The organism is Arthrobacter sp. APC 3897 (genome assembly GCF_030407495.1).
In the GTDB taxonomy this organism is placed as follows: Bacteria; Actinomycetota; Actinomycetes; order Actinomycetales; family Micrococcaceae; genus Arthrobacter_B.
This window is the reverse complement of record NZ_JASDDG010000002.1, coordinates 15,977-32,153: the sequence shown is the minus strand read 5'-3', so window position 1 is coordinate 32,153 and position 16,177 is coordinate 15,977. Positions and strand designations below refer to the sequence as shown.

Below are 16,177 nucleotides of genomic sequence, written 5' to 3'. Positions count from 1 at the left end.
GTTTCCTCCTGCGGAAGGGTGAACCGGCACGGCCATCTTAGGTCCGCTCCTTCCCGCCCGGAAGAGTCTTGCGGTACCTTCACGGGGTAAGCCCGATTCGGCGGACCCGTACAACAAACCGGCAGCTGCAGGAGGATCCGATGCGCAAGGTGACGGCGGCACTCTTTAGCTCCATCGACGGCGTGGTGGAGAACCCGGGAGAGTGGCAATTCGACCATTTTGACGAGGATATGGGGCCCCTGATGGAATCTGTCCTGGCGGGCCAGGACACGGTGCTGCTGGGCCGGAACACCTATCAGGAATGGGCCGGCTACTGGCCGGGCAACACGGGGGACGGCTTCGGGGACTTCATCAACCCGGTTCGAAAGTACGTGGCCTCCCGCACGCTCACCGGCGAGGACCTGAGCTGGAACAACTCGCACCTGATGGACGAAGAGCTGGAACCCTTTGTCCGCAGGCTCAAGGAGCGCGACGGCGGGGACATCGCCGTGAACGGAAGCATTTCCCTGGTGCGCCAGCTGCTCTTTGCGGGATTGCTGGATTCACTGACGCTCATGGTGCATCCGGTGGTGGCAGGCTCGGGGGAGCGGTTGTTCCAGCCCGGGGACCCGCGGACCCGGTTGAAACTGCTGGAGTCTCAGATAACCGCGTCAGGCAATGCCATCCTGACCTACGGACCGCGGACGTGACACGTCCGGGAGCGGACCGAGCGCCCGGATATCAAAGAACGGCATTGTCCGGCTGACCATCGGTCCCACCAGCAGGGCAAAGGCCACGGTTCCCAGCCCCACGGTGCCTCCGAGCGCCCACCCTGCGCTGAGCACACCCACCTCGATGCCGGTGCGTGCCGCCCACACGGGCCAGCCGAACCGGCGGTGCATTCCGGTCATCAGACCGTCCCGCGGTCCCGGTCCCAACCGCGCACCGAGGTAGATGCCGGTGGCGGCAGCCAGCAGCACCAAACCGCCGGTGAACAGCAGGACCTTTGCCCACAGCTGCTCCGGGACGGATACCAGGGCAATGCAGACTTCCGCGCTGGGGCCAATCATCAGGACGTTCAGGACGGTGCCGATTCCCGGCTTCTGCCGCAGCGGAATCCACAGCAGCAGCACCAGTGCCCCGATCAGGACGGTCACCACGCCGAACGGGATGCCTGATGAGCGGGCTGCGCCCTGTCCCAGCACATCCCAGGGGGAAACGCCCAGATGGGCCTGGATCATCATGCCGATGGCAAAGCCATAGCAAAACAGGCCGACCAGCAGCTGGACGGCACGGCGTACGGTGATCCATGTCATGGACTAAGACAAGCCTGTTGTCTGCCCGACTTCAAACCGGAGCCCGCCCGGTGACGGAGCAGCGGCGGAAAGTGTCCAGGACAAGAAAGTCAAGAGCTGAGAATATAACGGAACCGGGCTAAGCTGGTCGGTCAACCGAACGGCGGTTGACCGTTGAGCTGGAGGAATAATGTTCAGGCCAGGCGCCCCTGTCGAGGAAATCGAACAGGACGTTGAAGCAATGATTATTGAGCTGGTCCACAAGCTGGGCGAGCTCGCTGACTCGGATAGGGAACGGGTGGGAGCCTCGGACCGTGCCTACATCAAGGCATTCTCCGATGCCGAGTCCAACAGTGACACTGACCAGGGGGCGCTGCTGGCCACCGCCGTCGGGCGCCCCAACCTTGCCGAGTCCCTGGTCTACCTCAACCGCAGGCTGGACCGGGACAACCTGGATCCCGGACAGCCCACCGGAGTCATCGGCGTCATTGTCCGGCTGGCCATGGACGGGCTGTGGGTCAGCGACATCCTCGACGCCACCCGCTTCGACCCCCGGCAGCGTGCCCGCATCGTGAAACTGCTCACCGCCCTGACGCGGGTGAGCGATGACCGGCTGGAAGCAATGCTGTGTTCACCGGTCGTCAAACCGCAGGGATCCGGCAAAGCCGCTTAAGCAGACGGACCGCTTATACAGGCGGGCCGGCTAAGCAGACGGGCCGAGCGGGCGGACCGGCTGCCGCAGCACCGTCCGGAGCTTGTGCACCGCGGTCCGGCGCGGATCGCTGAGGTAGATCTCATGATGGTCGCCGTTGAAGGTGAGCGCGTGCGCCGGCATCCACTGGTGATGCAGGCGCTCAAGGACCGGGCCCTCGGCGTCGTAGGCTCCGATGTACAGGATCTGCGCCGAGGTGCCTTCCTTAAGCGTTACCAGGCGCACCCGGTCCAGCCCCGGCGGGTCTTTCTTCCGGGCAACCGCAGCGAGAGAATCCGAAACCAGGTCGGGCGTAATCCACGGGGGCTGGGCCACCAGCATGGTCCAGTCCCAGGAATCCTTGTCGCCGCGGATAAAGGCGTCCATGTCAGCGGCGCGCCACAGCCCTTCGAGCGGACCGACGGTGAAATCACGGCCAAGGCTCTTTTTGGATGCAAACTTCACGGTATACGCCATGGGATAGAGGCATTCCAGGGCGCCCTGATACTCCTGCGACGTGTTCGGATCGCCGTGGCCTTCATAAGCGAGATACTGCAGGGCGGGAACGTCAACCAGCACAAAGTCGCCGGACCGCGGAGCGTAGAGTTCCGGGTAGTTCTTCTTGAAGTCGAACTTTTCACGTACCGGCTTTTCCACGGCGGGCACCGCTTTCCCAGGGGCTTTTAGGATAGAGCCCGCGTCCGGCTGCGGCTACTGCCGCCGATAACGGCTAGCATCCTTCAGGAGGACTCCCAGCCGGGTTGTCCCGTATGTCCTGTCCCCTCACGAACGGATTCCACCATGCTTCACGGCACGGCCGCCACAGTGGTGCTGCTGCGCGATGCGCCCGACGGATTGCAGGTGCTGCTGCTGGAGCGTCCCCGGCACCGGGGATCCTTTGCCGGCGCCTGGGTGTTTCCCGGAGGACGGGTGGACCCTGAGGACTACGGACTGCCCGCGGGTTCGGCGGAGCCGGCGGCGAACGACGACGGCGAACTCGCTGCGGCGCTGCGGGCCGGTGTGCGGGAAACCGGAGAGGAAACCGGGCTGCACCTGCAGGAGCCGGACCTGGTGCGGCTTTCCTGCTGGGAGCCGCCGCCCGAAGCCCCGCGCCGCTACCGGACGTGGTTCTTCCTGGCCCGGGCGCCCGAGGGGGAGATCCTCCTCAGCCCCGATGAGCACGTGGATGCGGTGTGGCTAAGCCCAGCCGAGGCCTTCCGCCGGCAGCAGGCGGGGACCATGGAGCTGTACCCGCCCACCTGGGTCACCCTGCACGGACTGGCCGGGGCCCAAACCGTTGCTGCCGCGCTCGCGGCCGCCGAAGCTGCGGAGCCGCTGACCTACACGACCCGCCAGCTAGCCGGACAGGAGCCTCCGGTGATGGTGTGGCACGGGGATGCCGAGTACCCCCAGGCGCCCGGCGAACCGGAGGCTCGGCACCGGCTTGTCATGGACGGTGACGGCTGGCTCTACGAGCGGACCCCGTAGCTGGCACTAGATCCTGTAGCTGGCACTAGACTGGCCCGATGAACAGCCCCTATCTGATCAGCCGCGAGCGCTTTGTTACTGCCTCGCCGGAATCCGTGTTCGATCTGCTGGCCCGCCCGGCCATGCACAGTGTTATCGACGGGTCCGGAACCGTCCGCGACGCGCAGCCCAACGGTCCTGCCCGGCTGGCGCCCGGAGCCACCTTCGGCATGGACATGAAAATGGGTGTTCCCTACCAGATCCGCAACACGGTCACGGAGTTTGAGGAGGGGCGCCGGATTGCCTGGCGGCATATGGGCGGCCACGTCTGGCGCTACCTCCTGGAGCCCGCAGACGGCGGTACCCTCGTCACAGAGCAGTGGGATGCCCGCGGCGTCCGTCACCGGGTCATGTACCGCGTCATGGGAGTCACCCGCCGGCATCCTGCCAGCCTGGAACAGACGCTGGAAAAGCTGGCGGACCATTTTGCGCTCCGGTGACTGAGTAAGCGGTGATGCTGCCGGATCCCGCAGGCCTGACGGGCTAGACTGGGCGCCGGGAAACACGGCATCAACCAACAGCGGGAGCGGCGTGGAGATTCTGGATCCGGAGGCCGTGTTCAGGGTCGTGGACCTGGCCGGAGTACTGGCAAACGGGGTGCTCGGCGGAGCCGTTGCCCGCCAGCTGCGCATGGACCCGGTGGGTTTCGTTGTCCTGGCGCTCACCTCAGCCCTGGGCGGAGGCGTCCTGCGCGACACCCTCCTGCAGGCCGGCACCCCGGTGGCGCTGACTGATCCCGCCTACCTCCTGGCCGCCATTGCCGGTGCGTTCATCGCTTACCTGATTGAGCTCAAGGGGAAATGGGCCAACAGGTTCCTAATCGTCATTGATTCCTTCGCCCTTGGCTGCTGGGCGGCCACCGGCACGTCCAAGGCCCTGGGCTTTGGCCTGGAGTGGCTGCCTGCGATCCTGATCGGCGTCGCCACAGCAGTGGGCGGCGGCATGATCCGCGACATCGCCGTCGGACGCGTGCCGGCGATATTCGGAGGCAACACCCTCTACGCCACCGGTGCCCTCATTGCCGCCATCGAAATGGCGGTTCTTTATGCTCTGGGCCTGCGCAATCTGGGCATGGCCGTCGCCATCGTCTCCGCCGCGGTCATCTGCACGGTGGCCCGCCGCCGGGGCTGGCGGCTGCCCGGACCGGGTGAGCTGAGTCTCCGGTTTCCGCGCCTGCCGCGCAGCAAACCTGGCACCCGCCAGAAGGAGCAGGGGTGGCCGCGGCCCCGGTTCCGGCGCCTTCCCAAGCCCCGATTCTCCCGCCGTAACCGTCCGGAATCCGGTGGAACCTGACCAAAGTGATGGGCCGACGTACCGTTAGCCGCGCCGGACTGTGGCGGCTGCGACAGGTGGCATGCCACGTGTCGATTGTGGCAGGAGTGACGTTTGAGCCAAGAGCGAACCGCTGTGGCTCCCGCCATGGCCGCCGGTAACGTGAGGCCCATGACTGCTTACAAAACCGTGAACCCCGCAACCGGGGAGACACTGAAAGAATTCGCCGAAGCCACCGACGCCGAAATCAACGAAGCAATCAACGCAGCCCACGGCGCCTTTGCCTCGTGGCGCAGCCAGCCGGTTGAGGCCCGGAGCAAGATCATCGCGCGGGTGGCCGAACTGTACCGTGAACGCAGCAGCGAGCTGGCCGCCCTGATCGCCACCGAAATGGGCAAGCCGCTGCGGGAAGCCAAGGGCGAAGTTGCCCTCTCCGCAGACATCTATGACTACTACGCAACCGAGGGCCCCGGCTTCATGGCCGATGAGGAACTGAGCGTCAAGGGCGGCGGCTCAGCCACCGTGCGCACCGAACCGATCGGCGCAATCCTGGGCATCATGCCGTGGAACTACCCGTATTACCAGGTGGCCCGGTTCGCCGGTCCCAACCTGATGCTGGGCAACACCGTGCTGCTTAAGCACGCCAACAACTGCCCGCAGTCAGCCCTGGCCATGGAGCAGATTTTCCGTGATGCCGGACTGCCCAAGGACGCATACATCAACCTTTTCGCCACCAATGACCAGGCGGCGGACATCATTGCAGACCGCCGGATCCAGGGTGTCTCCCTGACGGGTTCGGAGCGTGCCGGTTCCGCCGTTGCCGAGGTTGCCGGCCGCAACCTGAAGAAGTACGTGCTGGAACTGGGCGGCAGCGATCCGTTCATTGTCCTGGACTCCGAGGACCTGGATGCCACGGTCAAGTCCGCTGTGGCCGGCCGCATGGGCAACGCCGGACAGGCCTGCAACGCCGCCAAGCGCTTCATTGTCATGGAGGATCTCTACGACGGCTTCGTGGAGAAGTTCACCGCCAAGATGCAGAAGATCCAGCCCGGCGATCCCCTGGACGAGGGCACCCGCTTCGGGCCGCTGTCCTCCCAGACTGCTGCGGATTCCCTGGTGGAGCAGATTCAGGATGCCGTGGACAAGGGTGCCACTCTCCACACCGGCGGTGCCCTGGTGGACGGGCCCGGCGCCTACGTGCAGCCCACGGTGCTGACGGGTGTCACGGAAGAGATGCGTGCCTTCTCGGAGGAGCTCTTTGGCCCGGCCGCTGTGATCTACAAGGTATCCAGCGCCGATGAAGCCGTAGAGCTGGCCAACAGCTCGCCGTACGGCCTGGGCGGCGCCGTCTTCAGCGCTGACGAGGACAAGGCGCTTGAGGTTGCCGACCGGCTGGAATCCGGCATGGTCTGGATCAACGGCGTCGCCGGAACCCAGGAGGACCTGCCCTTCGGCGGCGTGAAGCGCTCCGGCGTGGGCCGCGAACTGGGCCGCTACGGCATGGATGAGTTCGTCAACAAGAAGCTGATCCGCACGCCGCAGCCGCGGAAGTAACGTCGCCGCACGGACGGGCAGCCCCTATGCGTTTTCCTTCAGCGCAGTCCGGGCTGCCCGTTCCTCTTCCGTGGTGAAAACGACATAGCGGTACGCGAAGTAGCGGAAAATGTTGCCGGCCAGGACGCCGATGACGTTGCCGGAAATGTTGTCCGCAAACTGGCTGGTGAAACCCAGCAGGTAGTGCGACACGAACAGGCAGCCGGTCGCGATGAGCAGTCCCACCAGGTTGGTCAGGGCAAAGAGCAGAGTTTCGCTGCGGACGCTCCGTCCCCGGGTGCTGCGGAAGGTTAGGTACCGGCTGCCCAGCCAGGAAACAGCCGTGGCAACGGTAACGGAAATGACCTTGGCGGTAATGGGGCTGTCATTGAGTACGGTTGAAGCCAGGACGTTGAACAATGAAACGTCCACAACAAAGGCCACTGCGCCGACGAGGGAGAAGGATCCCAGGCGCCGCAGCACCTTGCGGACGGGTGAGATGCCGTGCTGGGCCATTGACTTGTTCCCCTGCTGAATCTGCCCGGTAGGGTGCCGGATACTCTTGGATATTTTCACAGCCGCCCTTCGCGCACAAAATCGGGACTGGGAGTGCCGTGCGGCAGCGTGACGGTGAAGACAGTGCCCCGCCCGGCCTCACTGCGCAGAGTGATGGTGCCCCCGTGCTCTTCGACAATCCGGCGGCTGATCACCAGGCCAAGGCCGACGCCGGGAATGGCAGCTTTGCGCGCGGTGGCGGACCGGAAAAACTTCGTGAACACCTCGGCCTGCTCCGCCTCGGTCATGCCAATGCCGGAATCTGCCACTTCAATGCGGGTCTCGGTCCGGGTGCGCCGGGCACGGATCAGGACGCAGCCGCCGTCGGGAGAATACTTGACGGCGTTGGACAGCAGATTATCCAGGACCTGGCCGATGCGCCGGGGGTCGACGACGTCCGGCAGCGCGGGCGGCAGATCGGCGGTGAAATGAACCCCGTTGATTTCGGCCCGGGGAGTTGCGGTGCTGACCGCGTTCCGGATCAGCTCGGTCAGGTCTGCCGGTTCCGGCGAGACGGTGCTGCCGCCGGTGGCGGCCGTGAGAAGGTCTGACACGAGGGCCAGCAGTCTCTCCGAGTTGCGCAGCGCCACCTTGAGCGAAGCAGCGATGTGTCCCGGAAGATCGTCGGCGTCCTCCAGCGCCAGGTCCAGGTACCCCATGATCGATGTCAGCGGCGTGCGCAGTTCATGGGAAACGTTGGCTACAAAGTCTTCCTTGACCCGCATCGCATCAACGAGGCCGGTGACGTCACTGAAAGCAATGACTGATCCCTGGAAAGCTCCTTCGCCGCGGACGGAACGGGCGGAAACACTGAGGCCCTGCTGCTTTTCATCTGCGCCGAACCACACCAGCTGATCGGAAAAGGACTCGCCGAGAACGGCTCGGCGGATGGGACGGAGGTCCGCCGGCAGGGGAGTGACGCGGTCGGGGCCAAACATCACCAGGTCACACTCGTCCCGGCCCTGTGTGCCGGGCCGGACGGCATGCCTGCGGTTGTGTTCCTGGCGGCTGTTCGTGAGGATGTTGTTTCCGGCCTCATCCACCACCACCACGCCCACGTCCACCGTGTTAAGGATGGTCTCCAGCAGGGATTCCTTCCGCTGGCTCTCGGCGAGGCTTTCCTGCAGGACCAGGTCCTTCTGCCGAAGCACCTCCTGCTGGGCCGCCACTGATGCTTCCGCGCTGGCCCGCGCCGTCTCGGCTTCCTCAGTTTTGCGCAGTGTATTCACCAGCTCCTGCTCATAGAGACGGCGCTCGTAGGCGTTGAAGATGATGATCCGGTCCAGCGCCGCCCCGTCCTCGCCGGCATCCCGCACCCGCCGGGCGGAAAGCAGCGACGGCATTCTGGAACCGTCAGCCCTGATCATGTCCACCGCCAGTTCAGCCAGGGCGCCTGCCGCCCCCATCTGCAAAGAGGCGTGGGTGGCGTAAAGGATGCGGTCCCCGACGGGCAGCAGTTTCAGGAAGCTGGCTCCCACCAGGTCGCCGCGGCTTTTCCCCAGCCATGCCTGCAGGGTGCGGTTGGCATCCACGATGGTGCCGTTTTCGAGCGTGACCACGTAGCCGGCCGGGGCATCCTGGAAGAGGGCTTCGTAGTCCAGCAGCGGCTTGGTTGCAGGGACGTCGTCCACGGGTCTGGCTAGGCGGCGCGGTTGAGGTAGCTGATGATCGTGTCCGCAGTTTCCTCCGGAGCGCTGACGTGGGGGAGGTGGCCGGTGGCCTTCAGGACGGCCAGCGTTGCGTTCGGCAGATGCTGCTGCGTGTATTCACCAACATGTACGGGGGCCAGCAGATCATCCGTGCACTGCATGACGAGAGTGGGGACGCTGACATCCTTCAGCAGGTGCCGGACGTCCGAGAGGAAGGCCACCTTGGCGAATTCACGGGCCACGGTGGGATTGATCCGGCAGAAGCTTCCCTCCAGCTCGGTGTGCAGCTGCGGTGAGTCGGGATTGCCCATGATGACCGGGGCCATGGCGGCAGCCCAGACCATGTAATTGCTGTCCAGCGAGGCAAGCAGCTCGCGGATGTCCTCCTGCGAGGTTCCGCCGTCATACCCGTCCTCCGGGTAGTCCATATAGCTGGGGGAAGAGGCGAGGAACACCAGGGTCTTGAACCGTGCCGGATCGGCGGCTGCGGCGGCCACGCCCATCATGCCCCCAACGCTGTGGCCCACAAAGGTCACATCATGCAGGTCCAGATCCGCCATGATGTCCTGCACGTCGGCGGTGTAGCCGTCCAACGAGGAGTATTTGGCCGGGTCGTAGGCTTCGGGGTCCGAGTTGCCCGCCCCCACATGGTCAAACAGGACCACACGGTAATCCGGGGTGAAACGGTCCAGGATGCGCTGGAACATGCCCTGGTCACAGCCGAAGCCGTGGGCAAACATCACAACCGGTCCTTCAGTGTTGCCCAGAATGCGAACGTTGTTGCGTACACGGCTGTTTGTCCCCATGAGATGACCTTCGGCTTTGAAATGAACTAAGAGCGAGACTGGCGGAGAATGTGCGCAGCAAACGGGGCGGGCCACCAGAGGGAGCGCACGCAACACACTCTACAGTGAACCGGAAAACGGACAGGTGTTCGTTGCGGCCGGCACCTATTCCGCGGAAAAGCGCAGCTCCGCAGCCCCGCCGTTGAACGACGTCGTCCCTGTCAGCCGCATGCGGCCGGTGGGTGCTGCCACGGGAAGCAGCGGGCGGCCGCTGCCGAGCGCCACGGGCATATAGGTGACCCGCACTTCGTCCAGCAGGCCGGCGTCGGCAAACTGCGCCGCCACGTGGCCGCCGCCCACTACCCAGACGTTGCGGCGGCCGGCATCCGCCACCGCCGCTGCACAGATATCCCGGATGTCGCCGGAAGCGAATCGCACGCCGGTGTTTGGCGGCGCCTGCAGCTTCCTGCTCGTCAGCACCTGGCAGGGCAGTGTGCCGTACGTCCAGGAGCCGGGGTCCTCCGCACGGATGAAGTCGTAGGTTACCGAACCCATCACCAGCGACCCGACCCCGGCCAAGAACTGGTCATAGTGGGTTTGGAACGCCTCGAAGCCGAAGTCCAGCAGCCAGTCGAGCTTGTTGTCTTCGGTGGCTATGTAGCCATCCAGTGACGATGCGACGTAGTAGATGACCTTACCCATGCTTTTGAGCATAGCGGTGCGCTTGCGCGGCGTTTAGGTGCCGGCCGCGTCAACGGCTCCGGAGAGCCGATTCTGTCTGCAGCCCGGACCTGAGTTGGGGATCACACTCAAACCGTGCTTCCATTGTTTGCCCTGTTGATAAACATTGAAGTTTTTCCTTTTAAAGGAATTCCATGATTGATTTGCTGATATTGCTGGCGCTGGTGATTGGCATTGTTGCCGTTACGGCAAAATTCAAGATTTCTCCGTTCCTGGCATTGCTCGGGGCTGCCCTTGTCGGAGCGTTTGCGTTCGGCCTCCCGGTTGCGGACATTATTCCCACCATTACGACGGCCTTCGGCAACACCATGGGCAACATCGGCCTGGTGATCCTTTTCGGCACAATGATCGGTGTCATCCTCGAACGTTCCGGCGGTGCCATCGCCATGGCGGACGCCCTGATCAAGGTTCTGGGGACGCGCTTCCCCACCCTGACCATGAGCATCATCGGCTACATCGTGTCCATTCCAGTGTTCTGCGATTCAGGCTTCATCATTCTCAACTCGCTCAGGAAAGCCATGGCGGAACGTGCCAAGGTCTCCCTGGTAGCGATGTCCATTGCGCTGATGACCGGGCTGTACGCCACGCACACGATGGTCCCGCCGACTCCCGGCCCGCTGGCCGCGGCGTCAAACCTGAATGTCGTGGACAGCCTGGGCCTGCTGATCGGACTGGGTCTCGCGGTGGCTGCAATCTCCGCAGGTGCCGGGCTGTTGTACTCCAACAGGTTCCTGAAAAAGGACATAGAGCTGCTGCCGGTTCCCGCTGAAGAGGAGGATGTCAGCTATGAGGATCTCCGGACCCAGTACGGAAAACTGCCCAGCGGGTTCATGGCTTTTCTGCCGATCCTGCTGCCCATCCTGCTCATCTGCCTGTCCTCGGTTGCCAAGCTGCCCGGCAATCCGATGGGCGAAGGGAACCTGTCCTCGACCGTCACGTTCATCGGCACCCCTGTCATTGCGCTCGCACTGGGCCTGCTGGCCGCCGTTTTCCTGCTCCGAGGCAAGGGCAAGCTCGCCTCCTTTAACACTCAGATCTCAGACTCCATAGTTTTGGCGGCCCCAATCCTGCTGATCACCAGCGCCGGAGCGGCCTTTGGTGGTGTCCTCGGCAAGAGTTCCATCACCGCCTTCCTCTCCGACAATCTGTCGACCCTGGGGCTGGGCATCGCCGTACCGTTCGTTATTTCCGCCGCGCTGAAGACGGCTCAGGGATCCTCCACCGTGGCACTGGTGACCACATCAGCCATGCTGCTGCCGCTGCTGGAACCTCTGGGCCTGGCCGCCGGTGCGGGACCGGTTCTCGCGGTCCTCGCCATTGGTGCCGGCGCCATGGTGGTGTCCCATGCCAACGATTCATACTTCTGGGTGGTGTCCCAATTCAGCCGTATCCCGACCGCCACCGCCTACCGGACACTCACCCCGGCGACAGCAGTCCAGGGCGGTGCCGCCTTTGCCGCGGTGTGGGTTCTCAGCCTCTTCCTCATCTAACCGGTGCCGCCGGCACGTGGTGAGGATGCCGCCGGACGTGCATTTCGGGGCATCGGGATGGAAGAGTGGGGGATACCAAGCACACTGATCTTTCAAGGGAGGCATGCAATGGGCACAGGACCACAGGATGAACAGGAATTGGTGGCGGACCTGGTGGTCCAGCGGCTCGGGGCATGGGGAGTGGGCCGGATCTTCGGATACAGCGGAGACGGCATCAACCCGCTGATGGGCGCCCTCCGGCGTGCCGGCGGACCGGAGTTTGTCCAGGCCCGGCATGAGGAGAACGCAGCCTTCATGGCGGTGGGCCACGCCAAGTACACCGGGGAAGCGGGCGTGGTGGTCTCCACCCAGGGCCCGGGCGCCATCCATCTGCTTAACGGCCTGTACGACGCGCGGATGGACTCGGTGCCCGTGGTGGCCATCATCGGGCAGCAGAGCCTGAGCGTTTTGGGTTCCGGCTACATGCAGGAAGTGGACCTCATGCACCTGTTCCGGGACGTTGCCTCCGGGTTCCGCCAGCAGGTGTCCAGTCCCGAGCAGGCACCGCTCGTCATTGACCGGGCCTTCAAAGAGGCCCTCGCCACCCGCACTCCCTCCGTGGTGATCCTGCCTCATGACGTCCAGCAGGCACCGGCTCCGGAACTGGATCAGGAACACGGGGTGCTCACCACCGCTGCGGTCTGGCAGCCGGCCCGGATCCTCCCGCGGGACGAAGACGTGCAGACCGCCGCCAACCTGCTGAACAGCGGACAAAAGGTAGCCCTGCTCGTGGGGCAGGGAGCCCGCGGGGCCCGGGAACAGGTGGTTGCCGTGGCCGAAAAGCTGGGCGCAGCCGTCACCACCAGCCTGCTCGGCAAGCCGTATGTGGACGAGTCCCTGCCGCTGGCGGCCGGCGTCATGGGCCACCTGGGTACCTCCGCCAGCGGTTACGCGCTGGCCAACTGCGACACGCTGCTGATCATTGGCTCCAATGACCCGTGGACCGAGTTTTACCCGCCGCCCGGGGCAGCGAGGGCGGTACAGATCGACATCGACTCGGCGGCAATCGGCAACCGGTACCCGGTGGAAGTGGCGCTTCCCGGTGAAGCTGCCGCCAGTCTGGACGCGCTGCTGCCGCTGCTGGAGGAGCGCGGACCGTCCGACTGGCGGAACGACGTCGAACAGGCGGTGCGTGCCTGGCATGAGCTGGCGCGCGAGCGGGCCTTCACCCCGGCGGATCCGGTCAATCCGGAGCGGGCCGTTTATGAGCTGAGCAGCCGCCTGCCCGCGGACGCCCAGGTGGCCGTGGATGTGGGCAGCAGCGTCTACTGGTACGCCCGCCAGCTGCGGCTGCCGGCAGGCGTTCCCGCGCATCTGTCCAGCACGCTCGCCAGCATGGGTTGCGCCGTGCCTTACGGGCTGGCCGCCAAGCTTGCCCGGCCGGACCGTCCGCTCATCGCCCTGTCCGGAGACGGCGCCATGCAGATGGCCGGAATCACCGAATTAATTACGGTCAGCAGGCTCTGGCGAAAGTGGGAGGATCCGCGCTTTGTTGTCTGTGTCCTGAATAACCGGGAATTGGCTGAAGTGACGTGGGAACAGCGGGAGATGGAAACCGAACCGCGTTTCCCGGACAGCCAGGCGCTTCCGGACTTCAACTACGCCGGCTACGCGGAGCTGCTGGGCTTCAAGGGCATCCGGGTGGAGGATCCTCAACTGCTGGGAGCTGCCTGGGATGAGGCGCTCGCAGCAGACCGGCCGTGCATTATTGAGGTGCTCTCCGATCCTGACATTCCGCTGCTTCCGCCGTTCCCGGGAGGAAAAGCGCAGGCAGTGTCCATGATGCAGGCGATGGAAAAGGAAGGGCCGCAGACGCAGCACGCCAGGGACCTGTTGTCCGCCTACCTCCGCCAGGAAGAAGCACTGGAGAGCTGATTCCGGCAGATGCCGAAACTACAGCTGGGCGCCCGGGGCTACGGGCGGGCGCCCAGCTCCACAGGTTCCTCTTCGTTCAGGTACGCGGATTCGGCATGGGCAGCGATATCAATGCCCTGAAGCTCGGATTCTTCCGGAATACGCAGTCCGATGGTCATCGCCAGCACCTTGGCGATCGCCCAGGTGACGGCGAAGGAGTAGACGAGCACCGCGGCGGAAGCCAGGGCCTGGATGCCCAGCAGCTCGAGCCCGCCGCCGTAGAAAAGGCCGCTGACACCGTTGGGGGCTGCATCGGTGGCGAACAGGCCGATCAGCAGGGTTCCCAGCAGCCCGCCAACCGCGTGCACGCCAACGACGTCGAGGGAATCGTCATAGCCTAGCCGGTACTTCCATTCGATGGCCAGCGAGCAGACGAGGCCGGCCAGCAGGCCGATCGCCAGGGCTCCCAGCGGGCTGACGGCGCCGCAGGCGGGCGTGATGGCCACCAGGGCGGAAATCAGCCCGGAGGCGGCACCGAGAGAGGATGAGGTGCCCAGCCGCAGCCGGTCCATGAGCATCCAGCCGAGGAGCCCGGCTGCGGCGGCCACCGCAGTGTTCAGGAAGACGACGGCGGCGGAATGCCCTGCGCTCAGGGCCGAGCCGGCGTTGAATCCGTACCAGCCCACCCACAGCAGGCCGGCGCCGAGCAGTACCAGCGGGCGGCTGTGCGGCTTGCCCGCGGCGTGCGGCCAGCCCTTGCTGCGGCCCAGGACCAGGGCGAGCGCCAGGGCAGCGACTCCGGCGTTCATGTGGACGGCCGTGCCGCCGGCAAAGTCGATCGCGCCGAGCTGATTGGCGATCCAGCCGCCGGTCACCGATCCGTCGTCGCTGCTGAACGCGAAGACCCAGTGGGCCACGGGGAAGTAAACCAGGGTGGCCCACAGTCCGGCGAACAGCATCCAGGCCCCGAACTTCATCCGGCCGGCCGCGGCGCCGGCCACCAGTGCCGTGGTCACGCAGGCAAACATCAACTGGAAGGCAGCGAAAAGCGCCACGGGAATCGACGAGTCCGGATCCTCGGTGAGGAGCTCGGACAAACCGAAAAACTCGAGCGGATTTCCGAGCAGGCCGGCGCCGGTCAGCGAGTTGCCGAAGGCTGCCGAGTAGCCGTAGAGCACCCAGAGCACTGCGACGAGGCTTGCGCCGCCGAAGCACATCAACATCATGTTCAGGATCCGGCGTGATCCCACCATTCCTCCGTAGAAGAACGCGATGCCGGGAATCATCAGGCAAACCAGGGCGGCACTGGCGAGCAGCCAGGCGGTGTTTCCAGAGTCCATGGAGATTCTCCATTCGGGGGTGGCCGGCCGGGCGGGCCGGAGCGGCGGGTGGAAACCGTGCTCCCTCCAGAGTGGGTGCCCCGTATTACAACCGCGTTTCCGCGCAAGTTATCGCTGTGTAAACAGCTGCTGGATGCTTGCTGGACGTTCCCTAGTAGGCAAGCGGCATGCCGCGTCCGAAGGACAGGGCCCGCACCACTTCAACGATTCCCAGCACGATCAGGGCAATGCCGCCGAAGACCACCAGGGCTGCGAGGGAACTCACCGGCAGGAACAGCACCACCACGCCTGCAATGATGCTGATGATCCCGTACGTGATGGCATACCACCGGGATCCTCCGCTCTCCACCTCGGTGAGGGACATGATGCCCTCCACAATCCAGGCGATGCCAATGAACAGGGCCAGGACCGTCAGGGATGCCAGCGGGTTGCGGATCGCTGCCACGCCGACAATGAAGAGCAGGAGGCCGATGAGGATGTTCAGGACCCGCAGCCCGCCGCCCAGCGGAGTGACGAGTCCGGTCACCACACGGACGGCGCCGGAAACAAGGAAATAGAGCCCAAACAGGACGGCAACCACGTCCAGGGTGGCCTCGGGCCAGAAGAGCACCAGTGCACCCAGGACCACCGACAGGACCCCGGTGATGATCATGCCGCTGCGGATGCTGCGGACCACCTTGCGGGTCAGTCCACTGACGTCCAGGTTGAACCCGCCCAACCCTAAAGTGCTTCCTGACATGGACATTGGAACCTCCCGCAGAGTTGGACCGGGTCAGCCCCCGTTCTCCCGGAAATTATCCCGCTCCGGCCGCCCGGATCTCTAGGGTTGGCGGGCCGGGCAGCCGTCCAACCGGCCAGACAGTGGGGCTGCTAGTCCCCGGTGGTCCCGTCCAGGAGCTCGCGCAGGATATCCAAGTGCCCGCAGTGCCTGCCGGTCTCTTCAATCATGTGGACCAGGACCCAGCGCACGGTGGGACCGCCGGCAGCACCGTCACCGTCACCTGCACCGTCGTCGCCGCTTCGGCCGCGGCAGCGGTCCTCCAGGCCATAGCGGGCCAGGACTTCCCGGGATTCCCGGCAGGCGGCCTCATAATCCTTGACGAGGTCCGCCAGGCTGTCGGTGTCATTGACCCGGAATTCACCGTCGGGATCATCGGCAGACCACCCTGTGGGAACGTCACGCTGCCCGTCCATCCGGGTGCGGAACCAGTAGCGCTCAACATCGGTCAGGTGCTTGATGAGCCCGGACACCGTAGTGAGCGAGGGGAGCAGCCGTTTGGCGGCGTCGGCATCGCTGAGCCCGGCCGCCTTCATCACCGCGGTGCCCCGGAAGTACTCGACAAAGCCGGTCAGAGTCTCGCGCTCGCCGGCGGCTTCGGGCGGTTCGGTCCGGGGATCCAGGGGCGTCTGCGCAGTCATCCGCCCAA

Annotated in this window: 17 protein-coding genes; 8 read left to right on the top strand and 9 right to left on the bottom strand. The window is 65.0% G+C overall.

The features are described 5' to 3' along the window. Nucleotides 1-140 precede the first annotated feature (140 nt). On the top strand, nt 141-689 hold the full coding sequence (locus QMA10_RS01210) for a dihydrofolate reductase family protein (protein ID WP_290165375.1): 549 nt from the start codon (nt 141-143) through the stop codon (nt 687-689). On the opposite strand, the gene QMA10_RS01205 is transcribed toward QMA10_RS01210, so the two are convergent. Then, complete coding sequence (locus QMA10_RS01205) at nt 651-1,295, bottom strand: hypothetical protein (RefSeq protein ID WP_290165373.1); 645 nt, start codon at nt 1,293-1,295, stop codon at nt 651-653. The two genes, QMA10_RS01210 and QMA10_RS01205, sit on opposite strands and share 39 nt — an antisense overlap. A gap of 169 nt (nt 1,296-1,464) precedes the next feature. On the opposite strand from QMA10_RS01205, the gene QMA10_RS01200 reads away from it, so the two are divergent. Continuing rightward, the gene (locus tag QMA10_RS01200; RefSeq protein ID WP_290165371.1) at nt 1,465-1,947 is read left to right on the top strand and encodes a TetR family transcriptional regulator; all 483 of its coding nucleotides are present in this window, start codon (nt 1,465-1,467) and stop codon (nt 1,945-1,947) included. A gap of 30 nt (nt 1,948-1,977) precedes the next feature. Here the strand turns inward: QMA10_RS01200 and QMA10_RS01195 are convergent, their stop codons facing one another. Further along, nucleotides 1,978-2,622: a GyrI-like domain-containing protein gene (locus QMA10_RS01195; protein ID WP_290165369.1), complete on the bottom strand. Its 645-nt coding sequence runs from the start codon at nt 2,620-2,622 to the stop codon at nt 1,978-1,980. Nucleotides 2,623-2,766: 144 nt separating this feature from the next. On the opposite strand from QMA10_RS01195, the gene QMA10_RS01190 reads away from it, so the two are divergent. The 4 genes from QMA10_RS01190 to QMA10_RS01175 all read left to right on the top strand — a co-directional run bounded on the left by QMA10_RS01190 (nt 2,767) and on the right by QMA10_RS01175 (nt 6,318). Then, nucleotides 2,767-3,453 carry an NUDIX domain-containing protein gene (locus QMA10_RS01190; RefSeq protein ID WP_290165367.1) on the top strand — a complete coding sequence of 229 codons (687 nt, stop codon included), beginning with the start codon at nt 2,767-2,769 and terminating at the stop codon, nt 3,451-3,453. Between the two features lie 38 nt (nt 3,454-3,491). Beyond that, a complete protein-coding gene (locus tag QMA10_RS01185; RefSeq protein ID WP_290165365.1) occupies nt 3,492-3,932 on the top strand; it encodes an SRPBCC family protein in 441 nt (146 codons plus the stop codon). A 91-nt stretch (nt 3,933-4,023) separates the two neighbouring features. Beyond that, on the top strand, nt 4,024-4,785 hold the full coding sequence (locus QMA10_RS01180) for a trimeric intracellular cation channel family protein (protein WP_290165361.1): 762 nt from the start codon (nt 4,024-4,026) through the stop codon (nt 4,783-4,785). A 150-nt stretch (nt 4,786-4,935) separates the two neighbouring features. After that, entirely contained in the window at nt 4,936-6,318 is a 1,383-nt protein-coding gene (locus QMA10_RS01175) for an NAD-dependent succinate-semialdehyde dehydrogenase (protein WP_290165359.1), read from the top strand. Nucleotides 6,319-6,342: 24 nt separating this feature from the next. Here the strand turns inward: QMA10_RS01175 and QMA10_RS01170 are convergent, their stop codons facing one another. The 4 genes from QMA10_RS01170 to QMA10_RS01155 form a co-directional block, all read right to left on the bottom strand. After that, nucleotides 6,343-6,813: a GtrA family protein gene (locus QMA10_RS01170; RefSeq protein WP_290165358.1), complete on the bottom strand. Its 471-nt coding sequence runs from the start codon at nt 6,811-6,813 to the stop codon at nt 6,343-6,345. 56 nt (nt 6,814-6,869) lie between these two features. Continuing rightward, nucleotides 6,870-8,483, bottom strand: coding sequence for a PAS domain-containing sensor histidine kinase (locus tag QMA10_RS01165; RefSeq protein ID WP_290165356.1), 1,614 nt, complete (start codon nt 8,481-8,483; stop codon nt 6,870-6,872). A gap of 8 nt (nt 8,484-8,491) precedes the next feature. Next, on the bottom strand, nt 8,492-9,307 hold the full coding sequence (locus QMA10_RS01160) for an alpha/beta hydrolase (protein ID WP_290165354.1): 816 nt from the start codon (nt 9,305-9,307) through the stop codon (nt 8,492-8,494). A 144-nt stretch (nt 9,308-9,451) separates the two neighbouring features. Next, nucleotides 9,452-9,988: a dihydrofolate reductase family protein gene (locus QMA10_RS01155; protein ID WP_290165352.1), complete on the bottom strand. Its 537-nt coding sequence runs from the start codon at nt 9,986-9,988 to the stop codon at nt 9,452-9,454. Between the two features lie 173 nt (nt 9,989-10,161). Here QMA10_RS01155 and QMA10_RS01150 point away from each other — a divergent pair, with 173 nt between their 5' ends. Beyond that, a complete protein-coding gene (locus QMA10_RS01150; RefSeq protein WP_290165350.1) occupies nt 10,162-11,517 on the top strand; it encodes a GntP family permease in 1,356 nt (451 codons plus the stop codon). Nucleotides 11,518-11,625: 108 nt separating this feature from the next. After that, on the top strand, nt 11,626-13,431 hold the full coding sequence (locus QMA10_RS01145; protein ID WP_290165348.1) for a thiamine pyrophosphate-requiring protein: 1,806 nt from the start codon (nt 11,626-11,628) through the stop codon (nt 13,429-13,431). 38 nt (nt 13,432-13,469) lie between these two features. On the opposite strand, the gene QMA10_RS01140 is transcribed toward QMA10_RS01145, so the two are convergent. From QMA10_RS01140 to QMA10_RS01130, 3 genes are all read right to left on the bottom strand, one after another. Continuing rightward, complete coding sequence (locus QMA10_RS01140; protein ID WP_290165346.1) at nt 13,470-14,750, bottom strand: ammonium transporter; 1,281 nt, start codon at nt 14,748-14,750, stop codon at nt 13,470-13,472. A 151-nt stretch (nt 14,751-14,901) separates the two neighbouring features. Beyond that, nucleotides 14,902-15,489: a DUF308 domain-containing protein gene (locus tag QMA10_RS01135; RefSeq protein WP_290165344.1), complete on the bottom strand. Its 588-nt coding sequence runs from the start codon at nt 15,487-15,489 to the stop codon at nt 14,902-14,904. A 131-nt stretch (nt 15,490-15,620) separates the two neighbouring features. Continuing rightward, nucleotides 15,621-16,169: a DinB family protein gene (locus QMA10_RS01130; protein WP_290165342.1), complete on the bottom strand. Its 549-nt coding sequence runs from the start codon at nt 16,167-16,169 to the stop codon at nt 15,621-15,623. Between the last annotated feature and the right edge of the window lie 8 nt (nt 16,170-16,177).